The 16,094-nt window shown below is 72.3% G+C and carries 21 protein-coding genes; 10 read left to right on the top strand and 11 right to left on the bottom strand.

The window, feature by feature from the left end:
• Entirely contained in the window at window positions 1–240 is a 240-nt protein-coding gene (locus AC3WSN_RS08575) for a hypothetical protein (protein ID WP_492537292.1), read from the bottom strand.
• A gap of 64 nt (window positions 241–304) precedes the next feature.
• A complete protein-coding gene (locus tag AC3WSN_RS08580) occupies window positions 305–1,144 on the bottom strand; it encodes a transporter substrate-binding domain-containing protein (RefSeq protein ID WP_492537294.1) in 840 nt (279 codons plus the stop codon).
• A 156-nt stretch (window positions 1,145–1,300) separates the two neighbouring features.
• Between AC3WSN_RS08580 and AC3WSN_RS08585 the strand changes: the two genes are divergently transcribed.
• The 5 genes from AC3WSN_RS08585 to AC3WSN_RS08605 all read left to right on the top strand — a co-directional run bounded on the left by AC3WSN_RS08585 (window position 1,301) and on the right by AC3WSN_RS08605 (window position 5,258).
• Window positions 1,301–3,217 (top strand): glycosyltransferase family 2 protein, encoded by a 1,917-nt coding sequence (locus AC3WSN_RS08585; protein WP_492537296.1) that lies wholly within the window; start codon window positions 1,301–1,303, stop codon window positions 3,215–3,217.
• Between the two features lie 106 nt (window positions 3,218–3,323).
• Window positions 3,324–3,566 (top strand): hypothetical protein, encoded by a 243-nt coding sequence (locus tag AC3WSN_RS08590; RefSeq protein ID WP_192709147.1) that lies wholly within the window; start codon window positions 3,324–3,326, stop codon window positions 3,564–3,566.
• A gap of 56 nt (window positions 3,567–3,622) precedes the next feature.
• The gene (locus AC3WSN_RS08595) at window positions 3,623–3,856 is read left to right on the top strand and encodes a hypothetical protein (protein ID WP_192709146.1); all 234 of its coding nucleotides are present in this window, start codon (window positions 3,623–3,625) and stop codon (window positions 3,854–3,856) included.
• 90 nt (window positions 3,857–3,946) lie between these two features.
• Window positions 3,947–4,843: a nucleoside triphosphate pyrophosphohydrolase gene (gene mazG, locus AC3WSN_RS08600; protein WP_492537298.1), complete on the top strand. Its 897-nt coding sequence runs from the start codon at window positions 3,947–3,949 to the stop codon at window positions 4,841–4,843.
• A 76-nt stretch (window positions 4,844–4,919) separates the two neighbouring features.
• Complete coding sequence (locus AC3WSN_RS08605) at window positions 4,920–5,258, top strand: hypothetical protein (protein WP_492537300.1); 339 nt, start codon at window positions 4,920–4,922, stop codon at window positions 5,256–5,258.
• Window positions 5,259–5,339: 81 nt separating this feature from the next.
• On the opposite strand, the gene AC3WSN_RS08610 is transcribed toward AC3WSN_RS08605, so the two are convergent.
• From AC3WSN_RS08610 to pabB, 6 genes are all read right to left on the bottom strand, one after another.
• Window positions 5,340–5,876, bottom strand: coding sequence for a YciE/YciF ferroxidase family protein (locus AC3WSN_RS08610; RefSeq protein WP_238195688.1), 537 nt, complete (start codon window positions 5,874–5,876; stop codon window positions 5,340–5,342).
• Between the two features lie 117 nt (window positions 5,877–5,993).
• On the bottom strand, window positions 5,994–6,221 hold the full coding sequence (locus AC3WSN_RS08615) for a hypothetical protein (RefSeq protein WP_492537302.1): 228 nt from the start codon (window positions 6,219–6,221) through the stop codon (window positions 5,994–5,996).
• Window positions 6,222–6,346: 125 nt separating this feature from the next.
• Entirely contained in the window at window positions 6,347–6,853 is a 507-nt protein-coding gene (locus AC3WSN_RS08620) for a DoxX family protein (RefSeq protein ID WP_492537304.1), read from the bottom strand.
• Complete coding sequence (locus AC3WSN_RS08625; protein WP_492537306.1) at window positions 6,850–7,701, bottom strand: aminotransferase class IV; 852 nt, start codon at window positions 7,699–7,701, stop codon at window positions 6,850–6,852. Before AC3WSN_RS08625 ends, AC3WSN_RS08620 begins: the two co-directional genes overlap by 4 nt.
• Window positions 7,688–8,311 (bottom strand): anthranilate synthase component II, encoded by a 624-nt coding sequence (locus tag AC3WSN_RS08630; RefSeq protein ID WP_192709140.1) that lies wholly within the window; start codon window positions 8,309–8,311, stop codon window positions 7,688–7,690. The genes AC3WSN_RS08625 and AC3WSN_RS08630 overlap by 14 nt, the downstream gene beginning before the upstream one ends.
• A complete protein-coding gene (gene pabB / locus AC3WSN_RS08635; RefSeq protein WP_492537308.1) occupies window positions 8,308–9,684 on the bottom strand; it encodes an aminodeoxychorismate synthase component I in 1,377 nt (458 codons plus the stop codon). Before pabB ends, AC3WSN_RS08630 begins: the two co-directional genes overlap by 4 nt.
• 372 nt (window positions 9,685–10,056) lie before the next feature.
• Here pabB and rimO point away from each other — a divergent pair, with 372 nt between their 5' ends.
• From rimO to AC3WSN_RS08650, 3 genes are all read left to right on the top strand, one after another.
• Entirely contained in the window at window positions 10,057–11,397 is a 1,341-nt protein-coding gene (gene rimO, locus AC3WSN_RS08640; protein WP_492537310.1) for a 30S ribosomal protein S12 methylthiotransferase RimO, read from the top strand.
• Between the two features lie 258 nt (window positions 11,398–11,655).
• A complete protein-coding gene (dinB, locus tag AC3WSN_RS08645; RefSeq protein WP_492537312.1) occupies window positions 11,656–12,738 on the top strand; it encodes a DNA polymerase IV in 1,083 nt (360 codons plus the stop codon).
• Between the two features lie 150 nt (window positions 12,739–12,888).
• Window positions 12,889–13,113 (top strand): hypothetical protein, encoded by a 225-nt coding sequence (locus AC3WSN_RS08650; protein ID WP_492537314.1) that lies wholly within the window; start codon window positions 12,889–12,891, stop codon window positions 13,111–13,113.
• Between the two features lie 34 nt (window positions 13,114–13,147).
• Here the strand turns inward: AC3WSN_RS08650 and AC3WSN_RS08655 are convergent, their stop codons facing one another.
• The 3 genes from AC3WSN_RS08655 to AC3WSN_RS08665 all read right to left on the bottom strand — a co-directional run bounded on the left by AC3WSN_RS08655 (window position 13,148) and on the right by AC3WSN_RS08665 (window position 15,062).
• The gene (locus AC3WSN_RS08655) at window positions 13,148–13,348 is read right to left on the bottom strand and encodes a hypothetical protein (RefSeq protein ID WP_192709135.1); all 201 of its coding nucleotides are present in this window, start codon (window positions 13,346–13,348) and stop codon (window positions 13,148–13,150) included.
• A gap of 98 nt (window positions 13,349–13,446) precedes the next feature.
• On the bottom strand, window positions 13,447–14,073 hold the full coding sequence (gene pncA, locus AC3WSN_RS08660; RefSeq protein WP_492537316.1) for a bifunctional nicotinamidase/pyrazinamidase: 627 nt from the start codon (window positions 14,071–14,073) through the stop codon (window positions 13,447–13,449).
• Between the two features lie 11 nt (window positions 14,074–14,084).
• Window positions 14,085–15,062, bottom strand: coding sequence for a quinone oxidoreductase family protein (locus AC3WSN_RS08665; RefSeq protein WP_492537318.1), 978 nt, complete (start codon window positions 15,060–15,062; stop codon window positions 14,085–14,087).
• Between the two features lie 192 nt (window positions 15,063–15,254).
• Here AC3WSN_RS08665 and AC3WSN_RS08670 point away from each other — a divergent pair, with 192 nt between their 5' ends.
• The gene (locus AC3WSN_RS08670) at window positions 15,255–15,551 is read left to right on the top strand and encodes an FAD assembly factor SdhE (protein ID WP_192709132.1); all 297 of its coding nucleotides are present in this window, start codon (window positions 15,255–15,257) and stop codon (window positions 15,549–15,551) included.
• 25 nt (window positions 15,552–15,576) lie between these two features.
• The gene (locus tag AC3WSN_RS08675; protein WP_192709131.1) at window positions 15,577–15,807 is read left to right on the top strand and encodes a hypothetical protein; all 231 of its coding nucleotides are present in this window, start codon (window positions 15,577–15,579) and stop codon (window positions 15,805–15,807) included.
• Window positions 15,808–16,094: the final 287 nt, after the last annotated feature.

Consider the following 16,094-nt stretch of genomic DNA (forward strand, 5'->3'; position numbering starts at 1 on the left):
TCAAACAGGCTCTTGGAGCCGATCCTTGGCCCAGATGGCGCGGATCTCCGCCTCTGTCGCGAAGTCGCCCCGCGCCTCGGCGGCCTCGGACGCGTCGAGTTCCGCCGCCTCCTCCGGAGTGAACCGGTAGACCGAGCCCCCAGCGCCCACGAAGGCCAGCATGAGCCGGGCGATCTCGTCCTGAAGGTCCGGGGACAGGCCGCACGCCTTGGCCACGGCCGTCTCGAAAAGATCCGTCATGGTGACATCCGACAGCCGAAGCCCGGCGGTCAGGATTCCCGGTTCCCGCTGGCGATGAAAGCCCTCAGAACGGGCTCACCGGGAAGAACCGCAGGTACAGCTCGGTGTACTTGCCGTCGTCCCAGACCCGCTGGAGCGCGTCGTCCAGCGCCCGGGAGAGGGCCGCGTCCTCCTGGCGGGTGATCAGGCCGATGCCCTCCCCGAAGTAGCGGTTCTCCAGGTAGTCGCCGCCGGTCAGCGCGCAGCAAGCCTCCGCGTCCTGGCCGCCGACATAGAGGGCGAGGTTCAGGCCGTCGGCGAACAGGTAGTCGATCTCGCCACGCTTGAGCGCGCCCTCGGCCGCCGCGAGGTCGGTGAAGTCCTTCGGGACGGCCTTCGGGAAGAACGCCTTGAGGTAGGCCGCGTGCGCGCTGCCGGCGATCACGCCGACGCTGCGCCCGGCGAGCGCCGCCGCCGAGGGGACGGGCAGGCCCTTGTCGATCCGCGCCGCGAAGCGCGCCGGCCAGCGGAAATACGGCCGCGTCGTCAGGAACTTCTCCCGCAGCGTCGCCGTGAGGGGGATGGCCGCCGCGACCACGTCGCCCTGCTTGCCGTCGAGGGCGTCCAGCAGGGTGTCGAAGCGGCGCGCTTGCACCGTGCAGGTGATCGTCAACTTCTCGCAGACGGCCCGGGCGAGTTCGACCACGAAGCCCGTCGGGTTGCCGTCGGGGCCGGCGAAGTGCAGCGGCGGGAATTCGTCGTCCGTGAGGAAGCGAACCGCCCGGCCGGTCTGAGGCGCCTCGATCCGCTCGCCCCGGCTGCGCGGGTTCCAGAAATCCGGCACCGTGACGGCGGGAGGTGCGGCGGGCGCGGCCTGGGGCTCCGTCGGCGCCGCGGCACCGGCGGGTGGCGGCCAGAGGAGCACGGCGGCGAGCGCGGCCGCCGCGAACCGGAATGGGATGCCTGTCCTATCGCCTCTTGACGATCGGGAGGGGGTGGTGCTCCTCTCGGAGCGTGGGGGCGGGGACTGGCTCACCTCCCTCCTCTACCACGACCTGGGGCCACCGGGGGAGCGCACGGCGTGTCGTTCCAGCGCCCGCCCGCGGGGCAGGCAGCCCTGCCGCCGGAGATCGCCTTCCTGCAAGCCGAGGGCGTCGACGGCCAGCTGCTGATCCGGGCGGCCGCCGCCGCGGCCGAGGCCGGGACCGACGCGGCGACCGCCCTGCTCCAGGCCGGCCTGATGGCGGAGGCCGCCTATTACCGGGCCCTGGCCCGGGCGCTCGACGCCCCCTACCTCGACGGGCCGATCCCGTTCGGCCTGGGCCTGCGCTTCCCCGACAGCGTGGCGGCCGGTCTCGCGCCGCTGGCACCCGGGGCGGTGGCGCCCTGCGTGCTGGCGCCCCGCGGCCGGATGATCGCGGACCTCCTCGACGGCCCGCGCCGGGCGTCCAGGCCGGCGATCACCAGCCCGACACGCCTGCGCGAGGCCGTGTTCGCCGCGATCCCCGAGCAGGTGGCGGATTACGCGTCGCACGAGCTGCGGCGGCGCACGCCCGAGCGGGCCACCGCGCGCGAGCCGGCCGTCTGGTGGCTGCTGGTCCTCGGACTGGGGCTCACCGCAGCGCTCTGCCTGTGCGCGGCGCTCCCGGCGTGGCTCGCCCGGACGGCGATGCTGGCCGCCCAGGGCCTGTTCCTGGCCATGGCGAGCTTCCGGCTCGCCGCCCTGGCCATCACGGCCCCGGTGGCTGCGGACGCGACGGTGCCGCTCGCCGATGCGGATCTGCCGGTCTACACGGTGCTGGTCCCGCTCCGCCGCGAGGCGGCGGTGGTGCCGCACCTGCTCAAGGCGCTGGCCGCCCTCGATTATCCGGCGGCCAAGCTCGACATCAAGCTGCTGCTGGAGGCGGACGACCCGGAGACCGGCCCGGCCCTCGCCCGGATCCCGCTGCCGGCGCGGTTCGAGGTGATTACGGTGCCGCCCGGCGGCCCCCGCACCAAGCCGCGGGCCCTCAACGCGGCGCTGCCGCTCGCCCGCGGCGCCCTGCTGACCGTCTACGACGCCGAGGACGCACCCGATCCCGGGCAATTGCGGCTGGCGGCTACCCTTTTCGCGCGCCTGCCCGACCGCGTCGCCTGTCTTCAGGGGCGGCTGGTGATCGACAATGCCGGCGATTCCCGGCTCGCCCGCGCCTTCGCCCTCGAATATGCGGGCCTCTTCGACGTGCTGAACCCGGCGCTGGCACGGTGCGGCCTGCCGGTGCCGCTCGGCGGTACCTCCATGCACCTACGCACCGATGTGCTGCGGGCGCTGAACGGGTGGGATCCGTTCAACGTCACCGAGGATGCCGATCTCGGGATTCGCCTGGCGCTGGCGGGCTATACCGTCGGCGACTTGCCGAGCCCCACCTTCGAGGAGGCGCCGGCCCGGCTCGCCGCGTGGCTCGCCCAGCGCACCCGCTGGCTGAAGGGCCTGATCCAGACCAGCCTCACCCATGGGCGCCGGCCGCTCGCCAACGCGCGCAGCCTCGGCGTGCTGGAGACGCTCTGCGCCGCCGCGCTGGTGCCGGGCACGGTCGTGTCGGCGCTCGCCTATCCGGTCTGCCTCGCCGCAGCGGCCTGGGACTTCCTGGTCCTGGACATCGCGGCGGCGCCCGCCTTCCTCGACAACCTCCCTACTGGGCTCGCGATCACGCTGTTCGGGACGGGGCTCGCGTCGCTGATCCTGCCGGCCCTGCTCGGCTGCGCCCGGCGCGGCTGGGGCGACCTCGCCCGGTCGGCCGTCTGGATGCCGCTCTACTTCCTCCTGATCAGCCTGGCCGCCTGGCTTGCGCTGGCCGAACTGCTCCGCGCCCCGGAGCGCTGGAACAAGACCCGGCACGGCCTGGCGCGGACCTCGCGCAGGGGCGGGGCGCATCGGCCCGCAGGCGAGCCAGGCGCCCTGCGACATTTGGAGCCGGCCTGCGGCGGGCGCGAGGCCGGGGAATGCGGTTTCTCCTGATCTGAATCAGCCCGATCGGTCGGCGCTGCCGCTAGCCTCGAGCCTCGAGCCTCGGACGTCGCCGGCGCTGCGGTGGCCGGTCATTCTCCACAGGGTGGAGCGAGCGATGCCGGCCTTTCTCCGACGGATCCTGGAGCACGCGGACGGCCGCTCGGGCCTCGCCTTCGCCTCCGACAGCCTGGAGGCGGCCGATGCCGACGCCGCGATCCTCAAGGCCCGGGAACTCTGCCGCAAGGCCGCCGGCATGCTGCTGACCGGGGCGGTGCTGATGGATCCGGTCGGGCGGATCCTGTGGTCGTTCAGCCTGGCGCTGGCCCGGGAGCCGCTCTGCGTCCGGCCCACGAGCTGAGCCCGGACGCAACACATGGGACCCGCGCGCCGTTGTCGGTCCATGGCGTATCCCTGATGGCAACGATCGCGATCCTGATCGGCACGCAGGCCGGCGCCCGGCTGCTGGCCGCCGCCTCGGAGCGGGAGGCGGCCCTCTCGGCCGAGGCTTTCTTGCTACGCCTGCCGGTCCGGACCCTTCCGGCCCCGCTCTGGGTCCAGTGCGCCGACCCGGCGGTCAGCGGACGGCTCACCGCCTATCTCAACGGCCTGCAGGACGAGCAGGTGCGCGAGCGCGACGCCCGGGTCTGACCGGGCTCCCGCCCGCGCGGATTCCCCTTTCACCCGCCATGGTCTAACGCCCGGAGCGTGAGTGACCTGCGCGACGAGGGACGATCCGGCATGAGCGAGGCGACCGCCGGGGCGATGTCCCAGGAGCTGTCCCGGGAGCTGCCTGGGGAGGCACCGCTGCACAGGCTCCTGCGCCTGATGGCGACCCTGCGCGACCCTGTCCGCGGCTGTCCCTGGGACGTGGCGCAGACACCTGCGACCATCGTGCCCTACACGATCGAGGAGGCCTACGAGGTCGCCGACGCGGTGGCGCGCGGCGATCGCGACGACCTGCGCGACGAGCTCGGCGACCTGCTGCTCCAGGTGGTGTTCCAGGCGCAGATGGCCGAGGAGGCCGGCGCCTTCGCGTTCGACGACGTGGCGCGGGCGATCGGCGACAAGCTGGTCCGCCGCCATCCGCATGTCTTCGACCGGGACGGGCAGCCCCTGCCCGCAGGCTCGCCGCTGCGCGATCCGGCGCAGGTCGAGGCGCAATGGGCGGCGATCAAGGCTCAGGAGCGGGCGCACCGGTCCGCGGCCTCCGGCGCCGCGGAGGCCGCGCCCGACCCGCTCGGCGGCGTCGCATACGCGCTCCCGGCCCTTGCCCGGGCGGAGAAGATCTCCCGGCGGGCGGCGGCCTACGGCTTCGACTGGGGCAACGCCGCGCAGGTCATCGACAAGGTCCGCGAGGAGACCGACGAGGTCGCCGAAGCCCTGGAGGCGCGCGACCCGCAGGCGCTCTCGGAGGAGATCGGCGACCTCCTGTTCTCGGTGGCCAACCTCGCGCGGCATGCCGGGATCGACCCGGAGACGGCCCTGCGCGACGGCACCGCCAAGTTCGAGCGCCGCTTCGCCGCGATGGCGGAGCACCTGCGGGCGGCAGGCGGCGAACTCGGCCGCTCGGACCTCGCCTCCATGGAGGCGGCCTGGCAGGCGGCTAAGCGCGACGAGGCGGCCGGCGGCGCGTGAGCGGGCGCGGCGATCGCCCGCGCGGGGGCTGCACTCCAGGGCTCGACAGGCGGCGTTCGGCGGATATGTTCCGCGCATGCGCCCGATCCTGCCCATCCTCACAACGCTCGCCGCCCTCGCCGCTCTGGCGTCGCTGTCCCGGCCCGCCGCTGCCGAGACGATCGTCCAGGAACGATTCGGCTGCCACACCCAGGAGGTCACGGACCGCCTGTTCAAGCTGGTCATGGCCGGCGACGAGGAGGGGTTCGGGCGGCTGCTGCGCGGCAGTCTCGCCAGCGGCGAATGCCGGTCCTGGAAGCTCGGCGAGGAGGTCCGGCTCGAATCCCGGACGATGAGCTACGGCTGCCTCGCCCTGACGAACAATCAGGATCGCTGCTACTGGACCCCGCTCAGCGCGATCGAGAAAGCGGGCTGAGCCCGTCGCGTTCCGCCGGGCGGCCGGTGCCGGGATCGGCGCGGTCCGGCACCACCGCGGCGGTGCCGGATGCAGGTGCGCTCAGGCGGCCTTCTTCGAGCCCTTGGCCTTCGGAGCCTCGCCGTCCTCGGCATCGCCGGCGGCGTTGATCGACTCGGCGATCTTCGAGAGCAGGGCGTCGGTCTTCTTCTCCTCCTGCAGCGTCTCGTCCAGGAGCTTGGCGGCCTCGCCGTAGCCGAGCTGACCGGCCCAGGTCTTCAGGGTGCCGTAGCGGCTGATCTCGTAATGCTCCACCGCCTGGGCGCAGGCGGCCAGCACCGCGTCGGCGGCCGGGCTGCCCTCGAAATCCTCGAGATCCTCCTCCATCTCGGAGACGATGCCCTGCATCGCCTCGCAGGTCTTGGCGCGGGCGGGCTTCCCGATGATCTCGAAGACCTGCGTCAGGCGCTCCACCTGCTGGGCGCTCTCCTCGGCATGGGTCTCGAAGGCTTGGCGCAACTCCGCGTGCTCCGCGGACTTGGCGGACTTCTTGAGGGCCTTCACCGATTGCTTCTCGGCGTAATAGACGTCCTTCAGGGTCTCGTAGAAGGCGTCGTGCAGCGTCTTCTGCTTGGCCATGGCGGTCTGTCTCCATCGGGGGCCGCTGGCGGGTAGCGCGGCTTCCGGACGGGGAACGCGGGTCCCGCCGGTCGTATCCGGACGATATCTTCGCCCTGTGGAGGAACCTTTCGCGGCTCAGGTGCCCGCCCCGTCCGGGCGCGTCTTGCGGCCCGGGCCGACGCCCGCCGGGTCGGATCCGGCCGGCTTGATCCCCAGTGGCTTAGGTCTCGCTGCCTTGGGCCCCGACGGTTTGGGCTGCAGGCGGTCCAGAGCGATCTCGAGGGCGCGCTCGACCGCGTCGCGATCCGGCAGGGTGTCCGGAAGCGGCGGGCGCGTTCGGCCCGGATCGCGGCGCCTCGTCATGGAATCCGCCCGTATCGGGGCCACGCGGCCCGGTATTCCGGCGCGCGCGGCAGCTGGCGAGCAGTCTATCGCCCGGATCACAGGATCAAAGCCTGCCGTGATCCCGGGATCCCAGGATCCTGTGATCAAGGTTCCTGGATCGTTGCTGGCCGGTCGCGCGGGACGACCCCACCGGGTGGCGGGGCATCCCCGGATGTCTTGGCGCCGGCCCCGAACGACCGCCCGCGCCGGCGGAACGGCCAGTCGGTCAGCCCGCCGGCCCAGAGCGCCGCCCAGAGGAAGACCGGCTGAAACGCCAGGCGCGGGCCATGGTACCACCAGGAATCCGGGATGCCGTCGATGTGGACGTGCGCGAAGGCGTGCTTGAGGTTCGCCGGGTAGACGCAGACCGCGTAGAGCGCGAGGCCGATCGCGGCCGCGCGCCGGAACTGCCGGGTCAGAAGCCCGATGGCGCCGGCGATCTCGCACACGCCGGTGGCCAGGATGACCAGCCGCGGCGCCGGCACCCAGCCGGGCATCAGCGGCAGCATCGCGTCGGTCGCCGCGAGATGCACGATCCCGATGCAAGCGTAGAGGGCCGCGAGCCCGTAGCGGAGCCGCCGACGGCCCGTCGCGAGCGCCGGATCGGTCACGCGACGACGTCCGTCGACACGCCGCAGGCCTCGGCCACCGAGGCCGTGAGCGCCGCGCTCAGTCGGGCCACCGCCGGGTGCCGGGCGCTGGCGAAGGCGGTGTCGCCGATCGCCGTCACGGGGGCCAGGAGCCGCAGCGAGTTGGTCAGGACCACGGCCTCGGCCGCGCGCCATTCCGGCAGGCTCAGCGACCGTTCCTCGGCCCGCAGCCCGCATCCGGCGGCGAGGCCGAGGATCTCCGCCCGGACGATGCCGGCCAGCACGCCGTCGGTGAGCGGCGGCGTCACCAGACTCTGCCCGAACAGCGCGAACAGGTTGCCGGTGCCCGCACAGGCGACGTACCCCCGCGTGTTGCAGAACAAAGCCTCGTCGAAGCCCGCCGCGGCGGCCTCCCGGGCGGCCAGCACCGCGTCGAGGTAGCCGAGCGTCTTCAGCCGGGCGGCGGGCGAGGTCTCGTTGCGGGCGACCGGCGTCGGCCACAGGCGCAGGGGCGCGAAGGCCGCGCTCCGGGCGCTCGGCGCCGCGGTGGCGAACAGCGTCGGGCGCGGATCGTCCGGCGGCTTGAGGCCGCGCGGACCGGAGCCGCGGGTGAGGGTGGTGCGGATCGCCAGCCGCTCCCCCTGCCCGGCGAGTGCCCGGAGAGCCTCGCGGATCCGCTCCGGCTCGGCGGGGATCCCGAGCCTGCCGGCGGAGGCCACGAGCCGGTCGATATGCGCCGCCTCGAAGGCGACGCGGCCGCCGAGGGCGAGCGCCGTGTCGAACAGGCCGTCGCCCAGCGTCAGGCCGCGATCGGTGAGGTCGAGCGCAGCGGTCGTCCCGGCGACGATCGCGCCGTCACGCCACAGCATCGCTCGGCCCCGCCTGTCGGTCGCGGCTCGCCCGCCACGCGCGTGCCAGTCCCAGGAAATTGCCGAACAGGGCGTGGCCGCCCTCGGTCAGCACCGATTCCGGATGGAACTGGATGCCGTAGGTCGGGTGGGTCCGGTGCGAGAGCGCCATCACCTCGCCCTCCTGCGAGACCGCGTCGACCGAGAGATGCTGCGCCATGTCGGGGCCGGGATTCACCACCAGCGAGTGGTAGCGCCCCACCGGCATCGGTGCCGGCAGCCCGGCGAACAGCCGCTCGCCCTGGTGGGCGATCGGCGTCATCTGTCCGTGAAGCGGGCGCTGCGCCCGTGCGACCGTGCCGCCGAAGGCCGCGCCGATCGCCTGATGGCCGAGGCAGACCCCGAGGATCGGCACCGCCCCCGACAGGTCGCGGATCGCCGGGAGCGAGATTCCGGCCTCCGCGGGGGTGCAGGGGCCGGGCGAGACCACCAGGGCCTCGGGCGCCAGCGCCCGGATGCCGGCGACGTCGAGGGCGTCGTTGCGCACGACCCGGACCTCTTCCCCCAGCTCCTCCAGGTAGCGGACGACGTTGAAGACGAACGAGTCGTAGTTGTCGAGGACGAGGATCATGCGAAGGCCTCGAACACGCGCTCGGCCTTGGCCAGGGTCTCGTCGTATTCCGGGCCGGGCTCCGACAGCAGGGTCACGCCGCCGCCGGCCTGCAGGACGGCCTGGTGATCGTCCATGAACACCGTCCGGATCGCGATCGAGGTGTCGAGCGCCCCGTCGAAGCCGACCCGGCCGATGGCGCCGCAATAGAGCTCCCGGGCGTCGCCCTCGATCTCCGTGATGATGTCCATGGCGCGGATCTTCGGGGCGCCGGTGATCGAGCCCCCGGGGAAGGTCCCTTCCAGGAGGTCGAGAGCGTCGAGCCCGTCGCGGAGGTCTCCGGTCACCACCGACACCAGATGGTGGACGCCCGCGTAGGTCTCCAGGCCGCACAGGGTGGGCACGGCGACGCTGCCCGGCGCGCAGACCCGGGACAGGTCGTTGCGCAGCAGGTCGACGATCATGACGTTCTCGGCCCGCTCCTTGACGGAGGCCAGCAGCGCCTCGGCCGCCGCCCGGTCGGCCGCGGGATCGTCGAGGCGGCGGGCGGTGCCCTTGATCGGGCGCGTCTCCACGTGCCGGCCATCCAGCCGGATGAAGCGCTCGGGCGAGGAGGACGCCACCGTCAGTCCCTCCAGCTCCAGATAGGCACCGAAGGTCGCGGGATTGGTCTCGCGCAGGCGGCGATAGAGCGCGAACGGGTCGAAGCCGGCCGGTAGGTCCGCCGAGAAACGCTGAGCGATGTTGGCCTGGTAGATGTCGCCGGCCCGGATATAGGCGCGCACCTTTTCGACAGCGTCTTCATAGGTTTGCCGGTCGAAATTGGAACGCCACGTGAGCTTCTCGGCGGGTTCGGACGGCGGCGGGGCCGGGGCCGCCGCGGCGCCGAGCAGGTCGGCGAAGCGGGCGAGCTGCGCTTCGGCGCGGTTCTGCCGGGCGGCGGGCTCGCGCTCGGGGAAGCCGGTGGCGACCAGCCGGGCGGTGCCGGCGGCGTGGTCGATGACCAGGGCCGTGTCGTAGAGATTGAAGGCGATGTCGTCGGTGAGCCCTGCCCGTCGGGCCGGCACCGTGACCCGTTCCAGCTGCGCGCCGAGATCGTAGGCGAGATAGCCGATGGCGCCGCCCGGGAACGGTTCGTCCGGACCGGGCGCGATCCGGTACGGCGCGAGGCAGGCCCGCAGGGCCGCGAAGGGCCCGCCCGGCACCGGGCGGCCATCCAGGGTCGCGCGTCCGTCGCGGAACCGGAAGCGTGCGAACGGCTCGGCGGCGACGATCGAATGGCGCCCGAGCGGATCGTGCCGCATGGCGCTGTCGAGGAAGGCGAGCCCCGGCAGGGCCCGCAGCCGGGCCGCCGCTGCGACGGGATCGATGAGGGGGATCTCTCGGGTCCACATGACCGGGTTCGGGGCTGATGTCCTTGGAGGCCGCGCGCACGCTGCCGTCGCACAGGCGATGCCGCGGGGGAAGCGGCAGTTCCACGCAGGCACCGCCGCGCGGCGCGCACGGCCTCGGTCCTCGGCGCCGGCCGGCGCCGCCGCTTCTTGATGTGTGGTGTCAGGATCGGCCGGTAAAGACTTGCCCAACAGCCAAGTTTGCCGGCGACAGTCAGCCTCGCGCGCGGGGCCGGGCACCCCTGCGGCGGCCGGTCTCGCGCAGGCCGGCGGGAATCGCTATAGGAGCCCCATCCCGAATTCTCGCCCTCGCGTTCCGTGTGACTGTCCCACAGGTCACGCGCGCGGGCGGTGTCCGACCCGTCGAATGCGCCCATGACCGCCACCGCCATACCTGCCCCCAAGGCCTCGGCCCCCAAGATCTCCTTCGTCTCGCTGGGCTGCCCGAAGGCGCTGGTCGATTCCGAGCGGATCCTGACCCATCTGCGCGCCGAGGGTTACGAGCTGGCCCGCCGGCACGACGGCGCCGACGTGGTGATCGTCAACACCTGCGGCTTCCTCGATTCGGCCAAGGCGGAATCGCTCTCGGCGATCGGCGAGGCCATGGCGGAGAACGGCCGGGTCATCGTCACCGGCTGCATGGGCGCGCAGCCGGAGGAGATCCGCGAGAAGTATCCCGACCTCCTGGCGGTGACCGGCCCCCAGGCCTACGAGTCGGTGGTGGCGGCCGTCCACGAGGCGGTGCCGCCGGCCCACGACCCGTTCCTCGACCTCGTGCCGCCGCAGGGAATCAAGCTCACCCCGCGCCACTACGCCTACCTGAAGATCTCGGAGGGGTGCAGCAACCGGTGCAGCTTCTGCATCATCCCGTCCTTGCGCGGGAACCTCGTCAGCCGCCCCGCCGCCGACGTGCTGCGCGAGGCGGAAAAACTGGTCAAAGCCGGCGTGAAGGAGCTGCTGGTGGTCAGCCAGGACACCAGCGCCTACGGCGTCGATATCCGCTACAGTGAGAGCCCGTGGCAGGACCGTCAGGTCCGGGCGAAGTTCTACGACCTCACCAAGGAGCTCGGCGAGCTCGGGGCCTGGGTGCGGCTGCACTACGTCTACCCCTATCCGCACGTGGACGAGGTCATCCCGCTGATGGCCGAGGGCAAGGTGCTCCCCTATCTCGACATGCCGCTCCAGCACGCGAGCCCCTCGGTGCTCAAGCGCATGCGCCGCCCCGGCAACCAGGAACGCCAGCTCGACCGGATCCGGAGCTGGCGGCAGATCTGCCCGGACCTCGCGATCCGCTCGACCTTCATCGTCGGCTTCCCCGGCGAGACCGAGGCCGAGTTCGAGGAATTGCTGGCCTGGCTGCAGGAGGCCAAGCTCGATCGGGTCGGCTGCTTCGAGTACGAGCCGGTGGCGGGCGCCACCGCCAACGCGCTGGGCGACCTCGTTCCGCCGGAGGTCAAGGCCGAGCGCAAGCGCCGGTTCATGGAGACGCAGAACGGGATCGCGCTGAGGCTCCAGCGGGCCAAGGTCGGCAAGCGGCTGCCCATCATCGTCGATTCCGTCGAGGGCGGGGTTGCGCGGGGCCGGTCCAAGGCCGACGCGCCGGAGATCGACGGCACTGTCCACGCCGCCTTCCGGCGCCCGGTGCGGGTCGGCGATATCGTCACCGTGAAGATCGACCGGGCCGAGGCCTACGACCTCTACGGCAGCGTGGCCTGAGGCGGCGCGCCGTAGCGACTTTCCAAACCGCGTCCTCATCCTGAGGTGCCGGAGCGCAGCAGAGGCCTCGAAGGAGATCTCCAGAAGATACGGCGATCCCTGGAGCCCTCCTTCGAGGCCCGCTGACGCGGGCACCTCAGGATGAGGGCGCGGGTGGGACATCTCTGTTGACGCCACGTCCAGCGCGGCTTGACCCCGCCGGCCCGCCGCGCTTTCTCGGAACAGAGCAGGAACCCACGGCGTATCTCCGAGGCGGCGATGGATCCGGAGGTCGCGCTCCGAAAAATCATCCACATCGACATGGACGCGTTCTACGCCTCCGTGGAGCAGCGCGACGACCCGTCCTTGCGCGGCCTGCCGCTGGCCGTGGGCGGCTCGCGGGAGCGCGGCGTGGTGGCGGCGGCGAGCTACGAGGCCCGGAAGTTCGGCGTCCGCTCGGCCATGCCGTCGGCCACCGCCCGCCGGCTCTGCCCGGATCTGCTGTTCGTGAAGCCGCGCTTCGAGGTCTACCGGGCGGTCTCTGAGGAGATCCGGGCGGTCTTCGCCCGGCACACGCCGATCATCGAGCCGGTGGCGCTCGACGAGGCCTATCTCGACGTCACCGAGAACCTCCTGGGGCTCCCGACGGCGACGGCCGTGGCGAAGGCGATCCGGGCCGAGATCTTGGAACGCACCGGGCTCATCGCCTCGGCGGGGGTCTCGTACAACAAGTTCCTCGCCAAGGTGGCGTCCGACCACAGGAAGCCGAACGCCCTGTTCGTCATCACCCCCGCCATGGGACCGGATTTCGTGGCGGAACTGCCGATCGGCCGGTTCCACGGGGTCGGCCCGGTCACCGAGGCGAAGATGAAGCGGCTCGGGATCGAGACCGGGGCCGATCTCCGCGCCTGGACGCCCGAGCGCCTGCGCGAGACCTTCGGATCGGCGGGCGCCTACTATTACGCCGTCGCCCGCGGGATCGACGCGCGGCCGGTCCGCGCCCACCGGGTGCGCAAGTCGATCGGCGCGGAGACCACCTTCTCGGAGGACACAGCCGCCTTCGAGGTTCTGGCCGCCCGGCTGGCGCCGCTGTTCGACAAGGTCTGGACCGGGGCCGACGCCAAGGGCATGCGCGCCCGGACCGTGACCCTGAAGCTGAAATTTTCGGATTTCGCCCAGGTCACCCGGGCGAAATCGCTCACCGTTCCCGTGGCCGACCGGACCAATCTGGAGCGGATCGGCCTCGACCTACTCGCCGGCCTGTTCCCCCTTCGGCGCAGCGCGCGGCTGATCGGGGTATCGCTGTCGGGCTTCGCTCAGGACGAGCCCGACGGGCCGCAGCAACTCGGGCTGGCGGTCTGACACGGCCTCCGGCGCAAGCGTCCGCTCCGTCATGCGCGGCACTGCGCCTGTGCGGTTCCGCACGTCGGGCAGGCGGGATCGGTCCCAGAGCGGAGCGATCCGGCACGGATCGGGGTTGTCCGAGCCCGTGCGAACGCAAGGACCCTGCCGATGTCGAAGCACGCCCTTCTGGCCATGGCCGCCGTGCTTCTCCCGGTCTGCGCGGCGGGCGCCGCCCGCGCGGACGGCACATCCGCTTTCGGAGCCGCCAACGCGGCTCAGCTGCGCGGCTACACCGCGAGCCCGGCCCAGATCTACGTTCCGGCAGGCGGCCCGAACGACAGGCCCGCAGCCCCCGCGCCGCAGCGGCAGAAGGCGCCGGTGCGCAGCCGCTGAGATCGGCCCGGGCCGCACGGGCCCGGGCATCCCGTCACGCGTTCTTGCGCGGCCGGTGGTCGGGGTCGATGCCGCCATCGACCTTGGTCTCGTTGTCCACGTCACCCTCGAAGGTCGAATCCGCCTGCAGATCGGCAGGATCGGCGCCGCTCATGCCCTTCGAGGTGCCGATCCCGGGATTGCCCTTGAGGTCGGCGTCGGTCGGGGTCTCGGTCTTCAGATGCTTGGACGACATGCAGGCTCCTGTCGGATGCTGATGTCGGGCCAACGCACCGAGGCGGAGACGGTCTCCCGCGCCCCGTGCGGCGGTTCGCCTCCGGTCCCCGCACATCCTCAGCCGATCGCGGCCGCCCCGATCCGGCGGATGCCCACCGCCTCCATCCGCGCCCAGGCCTGCGCGAGGGATCCGTCCACGTCGATCCCGCGCACGGCATCCTCCACTACCCAGACCTCGAAGCCCGCGTCGCGTGCATCGAGCGCGCTCCAGGCGACGCAGAAATCGGTGGCGAGGCCGCACACGGCGACGCGGGCGATGCCGCGCTCCCGGAGCGCCCCCGCGAGGCCGGTGCGCGTGGCCCGGTCGGCCTCCAGGAAGGCCGAGTAGCTGTCGATCCGCGGATCCAGCCCCTTGCGCACCACGAGGCTCGCCCGGTCGGTGGCGAGGCCCGGCGCGAAGGCGGCGCCCGGGCTGCCCTGGACGCAGTGGCGCGGCCACAGCACCTGCGGTCCGTAGGGCAGCATCACCGTCTCGAACGGGGCCCGCCCCGGATGGGTCTCGGCGAAGGAGACGTGGTCCGGGGGATGCCAGTCCTGCATCAGCACCACGTGCCGGAAGCGGTGCTGGAGCGCGTTGATCGGGCCGATCACCGCGTCGCCCTCCGGCACGGGGAGCGCCCCGCCCGGCAGGAAGTCGACCTGCACGTCGACGACGAGGAGCAGGTCGGCGTTGCCGGGCGTCACGGTTGCAGGCCTCAGGGCAGCATCACGATCGAGCCGGTGGTCTCCCGGCCCGCGAGGTCGCGGTGGACCTGCTGCGCCTCGGCCAGCGGGTAGGTGGCGTTGACGGCGATCTTCACCGCGCCGTCGCGGACCACCTTGAACAGGCGGGCGGCCGCCTCTTCCAGCGTGGCGCGGTTCGACGAGAAGGTCGCGAGCGTCGGGCGGGTCACGTAGAGCGAGCCGCGCGGGGCCAGCAGGCCGAGGTCGAGCCCGGTGATCGCCCCGGAGGCCGAGCCGAAGCTCGCCAGCAGGCCGAGCGGTGCGAGGCTGTCCAGCGAGCCCATCAGAGTCGCCTGGCCGACGCCGTCATAGACCACCGGGACGCCCTTGCCGCCGGTGATCTCGCGCACGCGCTTGGCGACGTCCTCCTCGCGGTAGAGGATGACGTGGTCGCAGCCGTTCTGCTTGGCGAGTTCTGCCTTCTCGGGGCTGCCGGCGGTGCCGATCACCGTGGCGCCGAGGTGCTTGGCCCACTGGCAGGCGATCAGGCCGACGCCGCCGGCGGCCGCCTGCCACAGGATCGTGTCGCCGGGCTTCACCGCGTAGGTCCGGTGCAGCAGGTACTCGACGGTCAGGCCCTTGAGCATCATGGCGGCGGCGGTCGTCTCGTCGACGCCGTCGGGGATCGGCACGGCCGCGGAGGCCGGGATCACCGGCTCCTCGGCGTAGCAGCCGTCCGCCACCGAGCCGTAGGCGACCCGGTCGCCCGGCTTGAACTGGGTGACGCCCTCGCCCACCGCCGTGACGGTGCCGGCGCCCTCCTTGCCGGGGGTGTAGGGCATGTGCGGGGACTTGTAGGCGCCGGTGCGGAAGTAGATGTCGATGAAGTTAACGCCGATGGCGGCCTGCTTGACCCGGATCTGCCCGGGGCCCGGCTCGGCCAGGGGCACGTCCTCGAAGCGCATCACCTCGGGGCCGCCATATTCGTAGACCCGGATCGCCTTCGGCATCGTTGGACTCCCGCTCGCCGCCCCGTCCGGGGGCGTTGCAGCCCGAGATAACGGAGCGCCCGGCGGAGGCAATTTCTTTTTGCCGTCTCGCCCTCCAGTTGTAACTCGTCCGGTCGTGGCCCCGTTCTGGATCCGTCGCCGCGGGGGGCCTATCTAGCGCCTACCCCTTGTTCGAGCCGAGGTCCGAGATCCATGTCCGGCACCACCCGCACGAGCGCCGACCTCGATCCGCGCCGCCGCCGCCTCCTCTACCGCGCCTGGCACCGGGGAATCCGCGAGATGGACCTGATCATGGGCCGCTTCGCCGACGCCGCGATCGGCGAGCTGTCGGAGGCGGAGCTCGACCAGTTCGAGGCGCTGATCGAGGTCCCCGACCGCGACCTGTTCAAGTGGCTCACCGGCGAGGTCGAGACGCCCTCGAACTACGACACCTCGGTCTGGCAGCGCGTGCGCGCGTTCCACCGGCACGACGCGCCGATCCATTCCTGAGAGAGCCCGCCTGAGAGAGCCCCCGATGGACGAGCCGAAGCCCAATTACGATCACCCGGCCCGGTCGATCGCCACCGAGCTGGTGGTGCGGATCATGCTGGAGATGATGGAGCGCTCCGATCCGGCACTGCGCGCCGAGATCCTGCGGCAGGCCACGGCCCGGGCCGCCGCGATGACCGAGCCCATGCCCAACGCGGATTTCTTCCGCGGCCGGGTCGAGGCGGCGCTGGCGGAGATCGTCGGGCCCGACGCGTGAGGGGCCCGGCCGGGGCTCCAACCGCATCCCATCGCAGCTTTCGGCTGTTGCAGCGCGCTCCGTCATCACGAGCGGAGCGAAGTGACCCAGGGTGGCGCGACTTCGGGAGCCATGGCGCGGCCCTGGATTGCTTCGTTACGCGCGCACAGACGGCAGCCGTTCAACCCCGTACCAGAACCACCATATAGGGTGCGTTCAGCCGCCCGGACGCTTCCGTCGGGACGCTTTATCGCGCTGGCCCGATGGGCTAACGCCACCTGATCACCACCCCTGACGCGCCCGGCGGG

The sequence above is a fragment of the Methylobacterium sp. FW102-HT35C08 genome, assembly GCF_058790235.1.

Coding starts and splice junctions, on each gene's coding strand:
- AC3WSN_RS08590 (WP_192709147.1), top strand. CDS start 3,324: ATGCCGGCCTTTCTCCGACGGATCCTGGAGCACGCGGACGGCCGCTCG.
- dinB (WP_492537312.1), top strand. CDS start 11,656: ATGGATCCGGAGGTCGCGCTCCGAAAAATCATCCACATCGACATGGAC.
- AC3WSN_RS08630 (WP_192709140.1), bottom strand. CDS start 8,311: ATGATCCTCGTCCTCGACAACTACGACTCGTTCGTCTTCAACGTCGTC.
- pabB (WP_492537308.1), bottom strand. CDS start 9,684: ATGTGGACCCGAGAGATCCCCCTCATCGATCCCGTCGCAGCGGCGGCC.
- AC3WSN_RS08610 (WP_238195688.1), bottom strand. CDS start 5,876: ATGGCCAAGCAGAAGACGCTGCACGACGCCTTCTACGAGACCCTGAAG.
- rimO (WP_492537310.1), top strand. CDS start 10,057: ATGACCGCCACCGCCATACCTGCCCCCAAGGCCTCGGCCCCCAAGATC.
- AC3WSN_RS08665 (WP_492537318.1), bottom strand. CDS start 15,062: ATGCCGAAGGCGATCCGGGTCTACGAATATGGCGGCCCCGAGGTGATG.
- AC3WSN_RS08675 (WP_192709131.1), top strand. CDS start 15,577: ATGGACGAGCCGAAGCCCAATTACGATCACCCGGCCCGGTCGATCGCC.
- mazG (WP_492537298.1), top strand. CDS start 3,947: ATGAGCGAGGCGACCGCCGGGGCGATGTCCCAGGAGCTGTCCCGGGAG.
- AC3WSN_RS08625 (WP_492537306.1), bottom strand. CDS start 7,701: ATGCTGTGGCGTGACGGCGCGATCGTCGCCGGGACGACCGCTGCGCTC.
- AC3WSN_RS08615 (WP_492537302.1), bottom strand. CDS start 6,221: ATGACGAGGCGCCGCGATCCGGGCCGAACGCGCCCGCCGCTTCCGGAC.
- AC3WSN_RS08670 (WP_192709132.1), top strand. CDS start 15,255: ATGTCCGGCACCACCCGCACGAGCGCCGACCTCGATCCGCGCCGCCGC.
- AC3WSN_RS08650 (WP_492537314.1), top strand. CDS start 12,889: ATGTCGAAGCACGCCCTTCTGGCCATGGCCGCCGTGCTTCTCCCGGTC.
- AC3WSN_RS08605 (WP_492537300.1), top strand. CDS start 4,920: ATGCGCCCGATCCTGCCCATCCTCACAACGCTCGCCGCCCTCGCCGCT.
- AC3WSN_RS08655 (WP_192709135.1), bottom strand. CDS start 13,348: ATGTCGTCCAAGCATCTGAAGACCGAGACCCCGACCGACGCCGACCTC.
- AC3WSN_RS08575 (WP_492537292.1), bottom strand. CDS start 240: ATGACGGATCTTTTCGAGACGGCCGTGGCCAAGGCGTGCGGCCTGTCC.
- AC3WSN_RS08595 (WP_192709146.1), top strand. CDS start 3,623: ATGGCAACGATCGCGATCCTGATCGGCACGCAGGCCGGCGCCCGGCTG.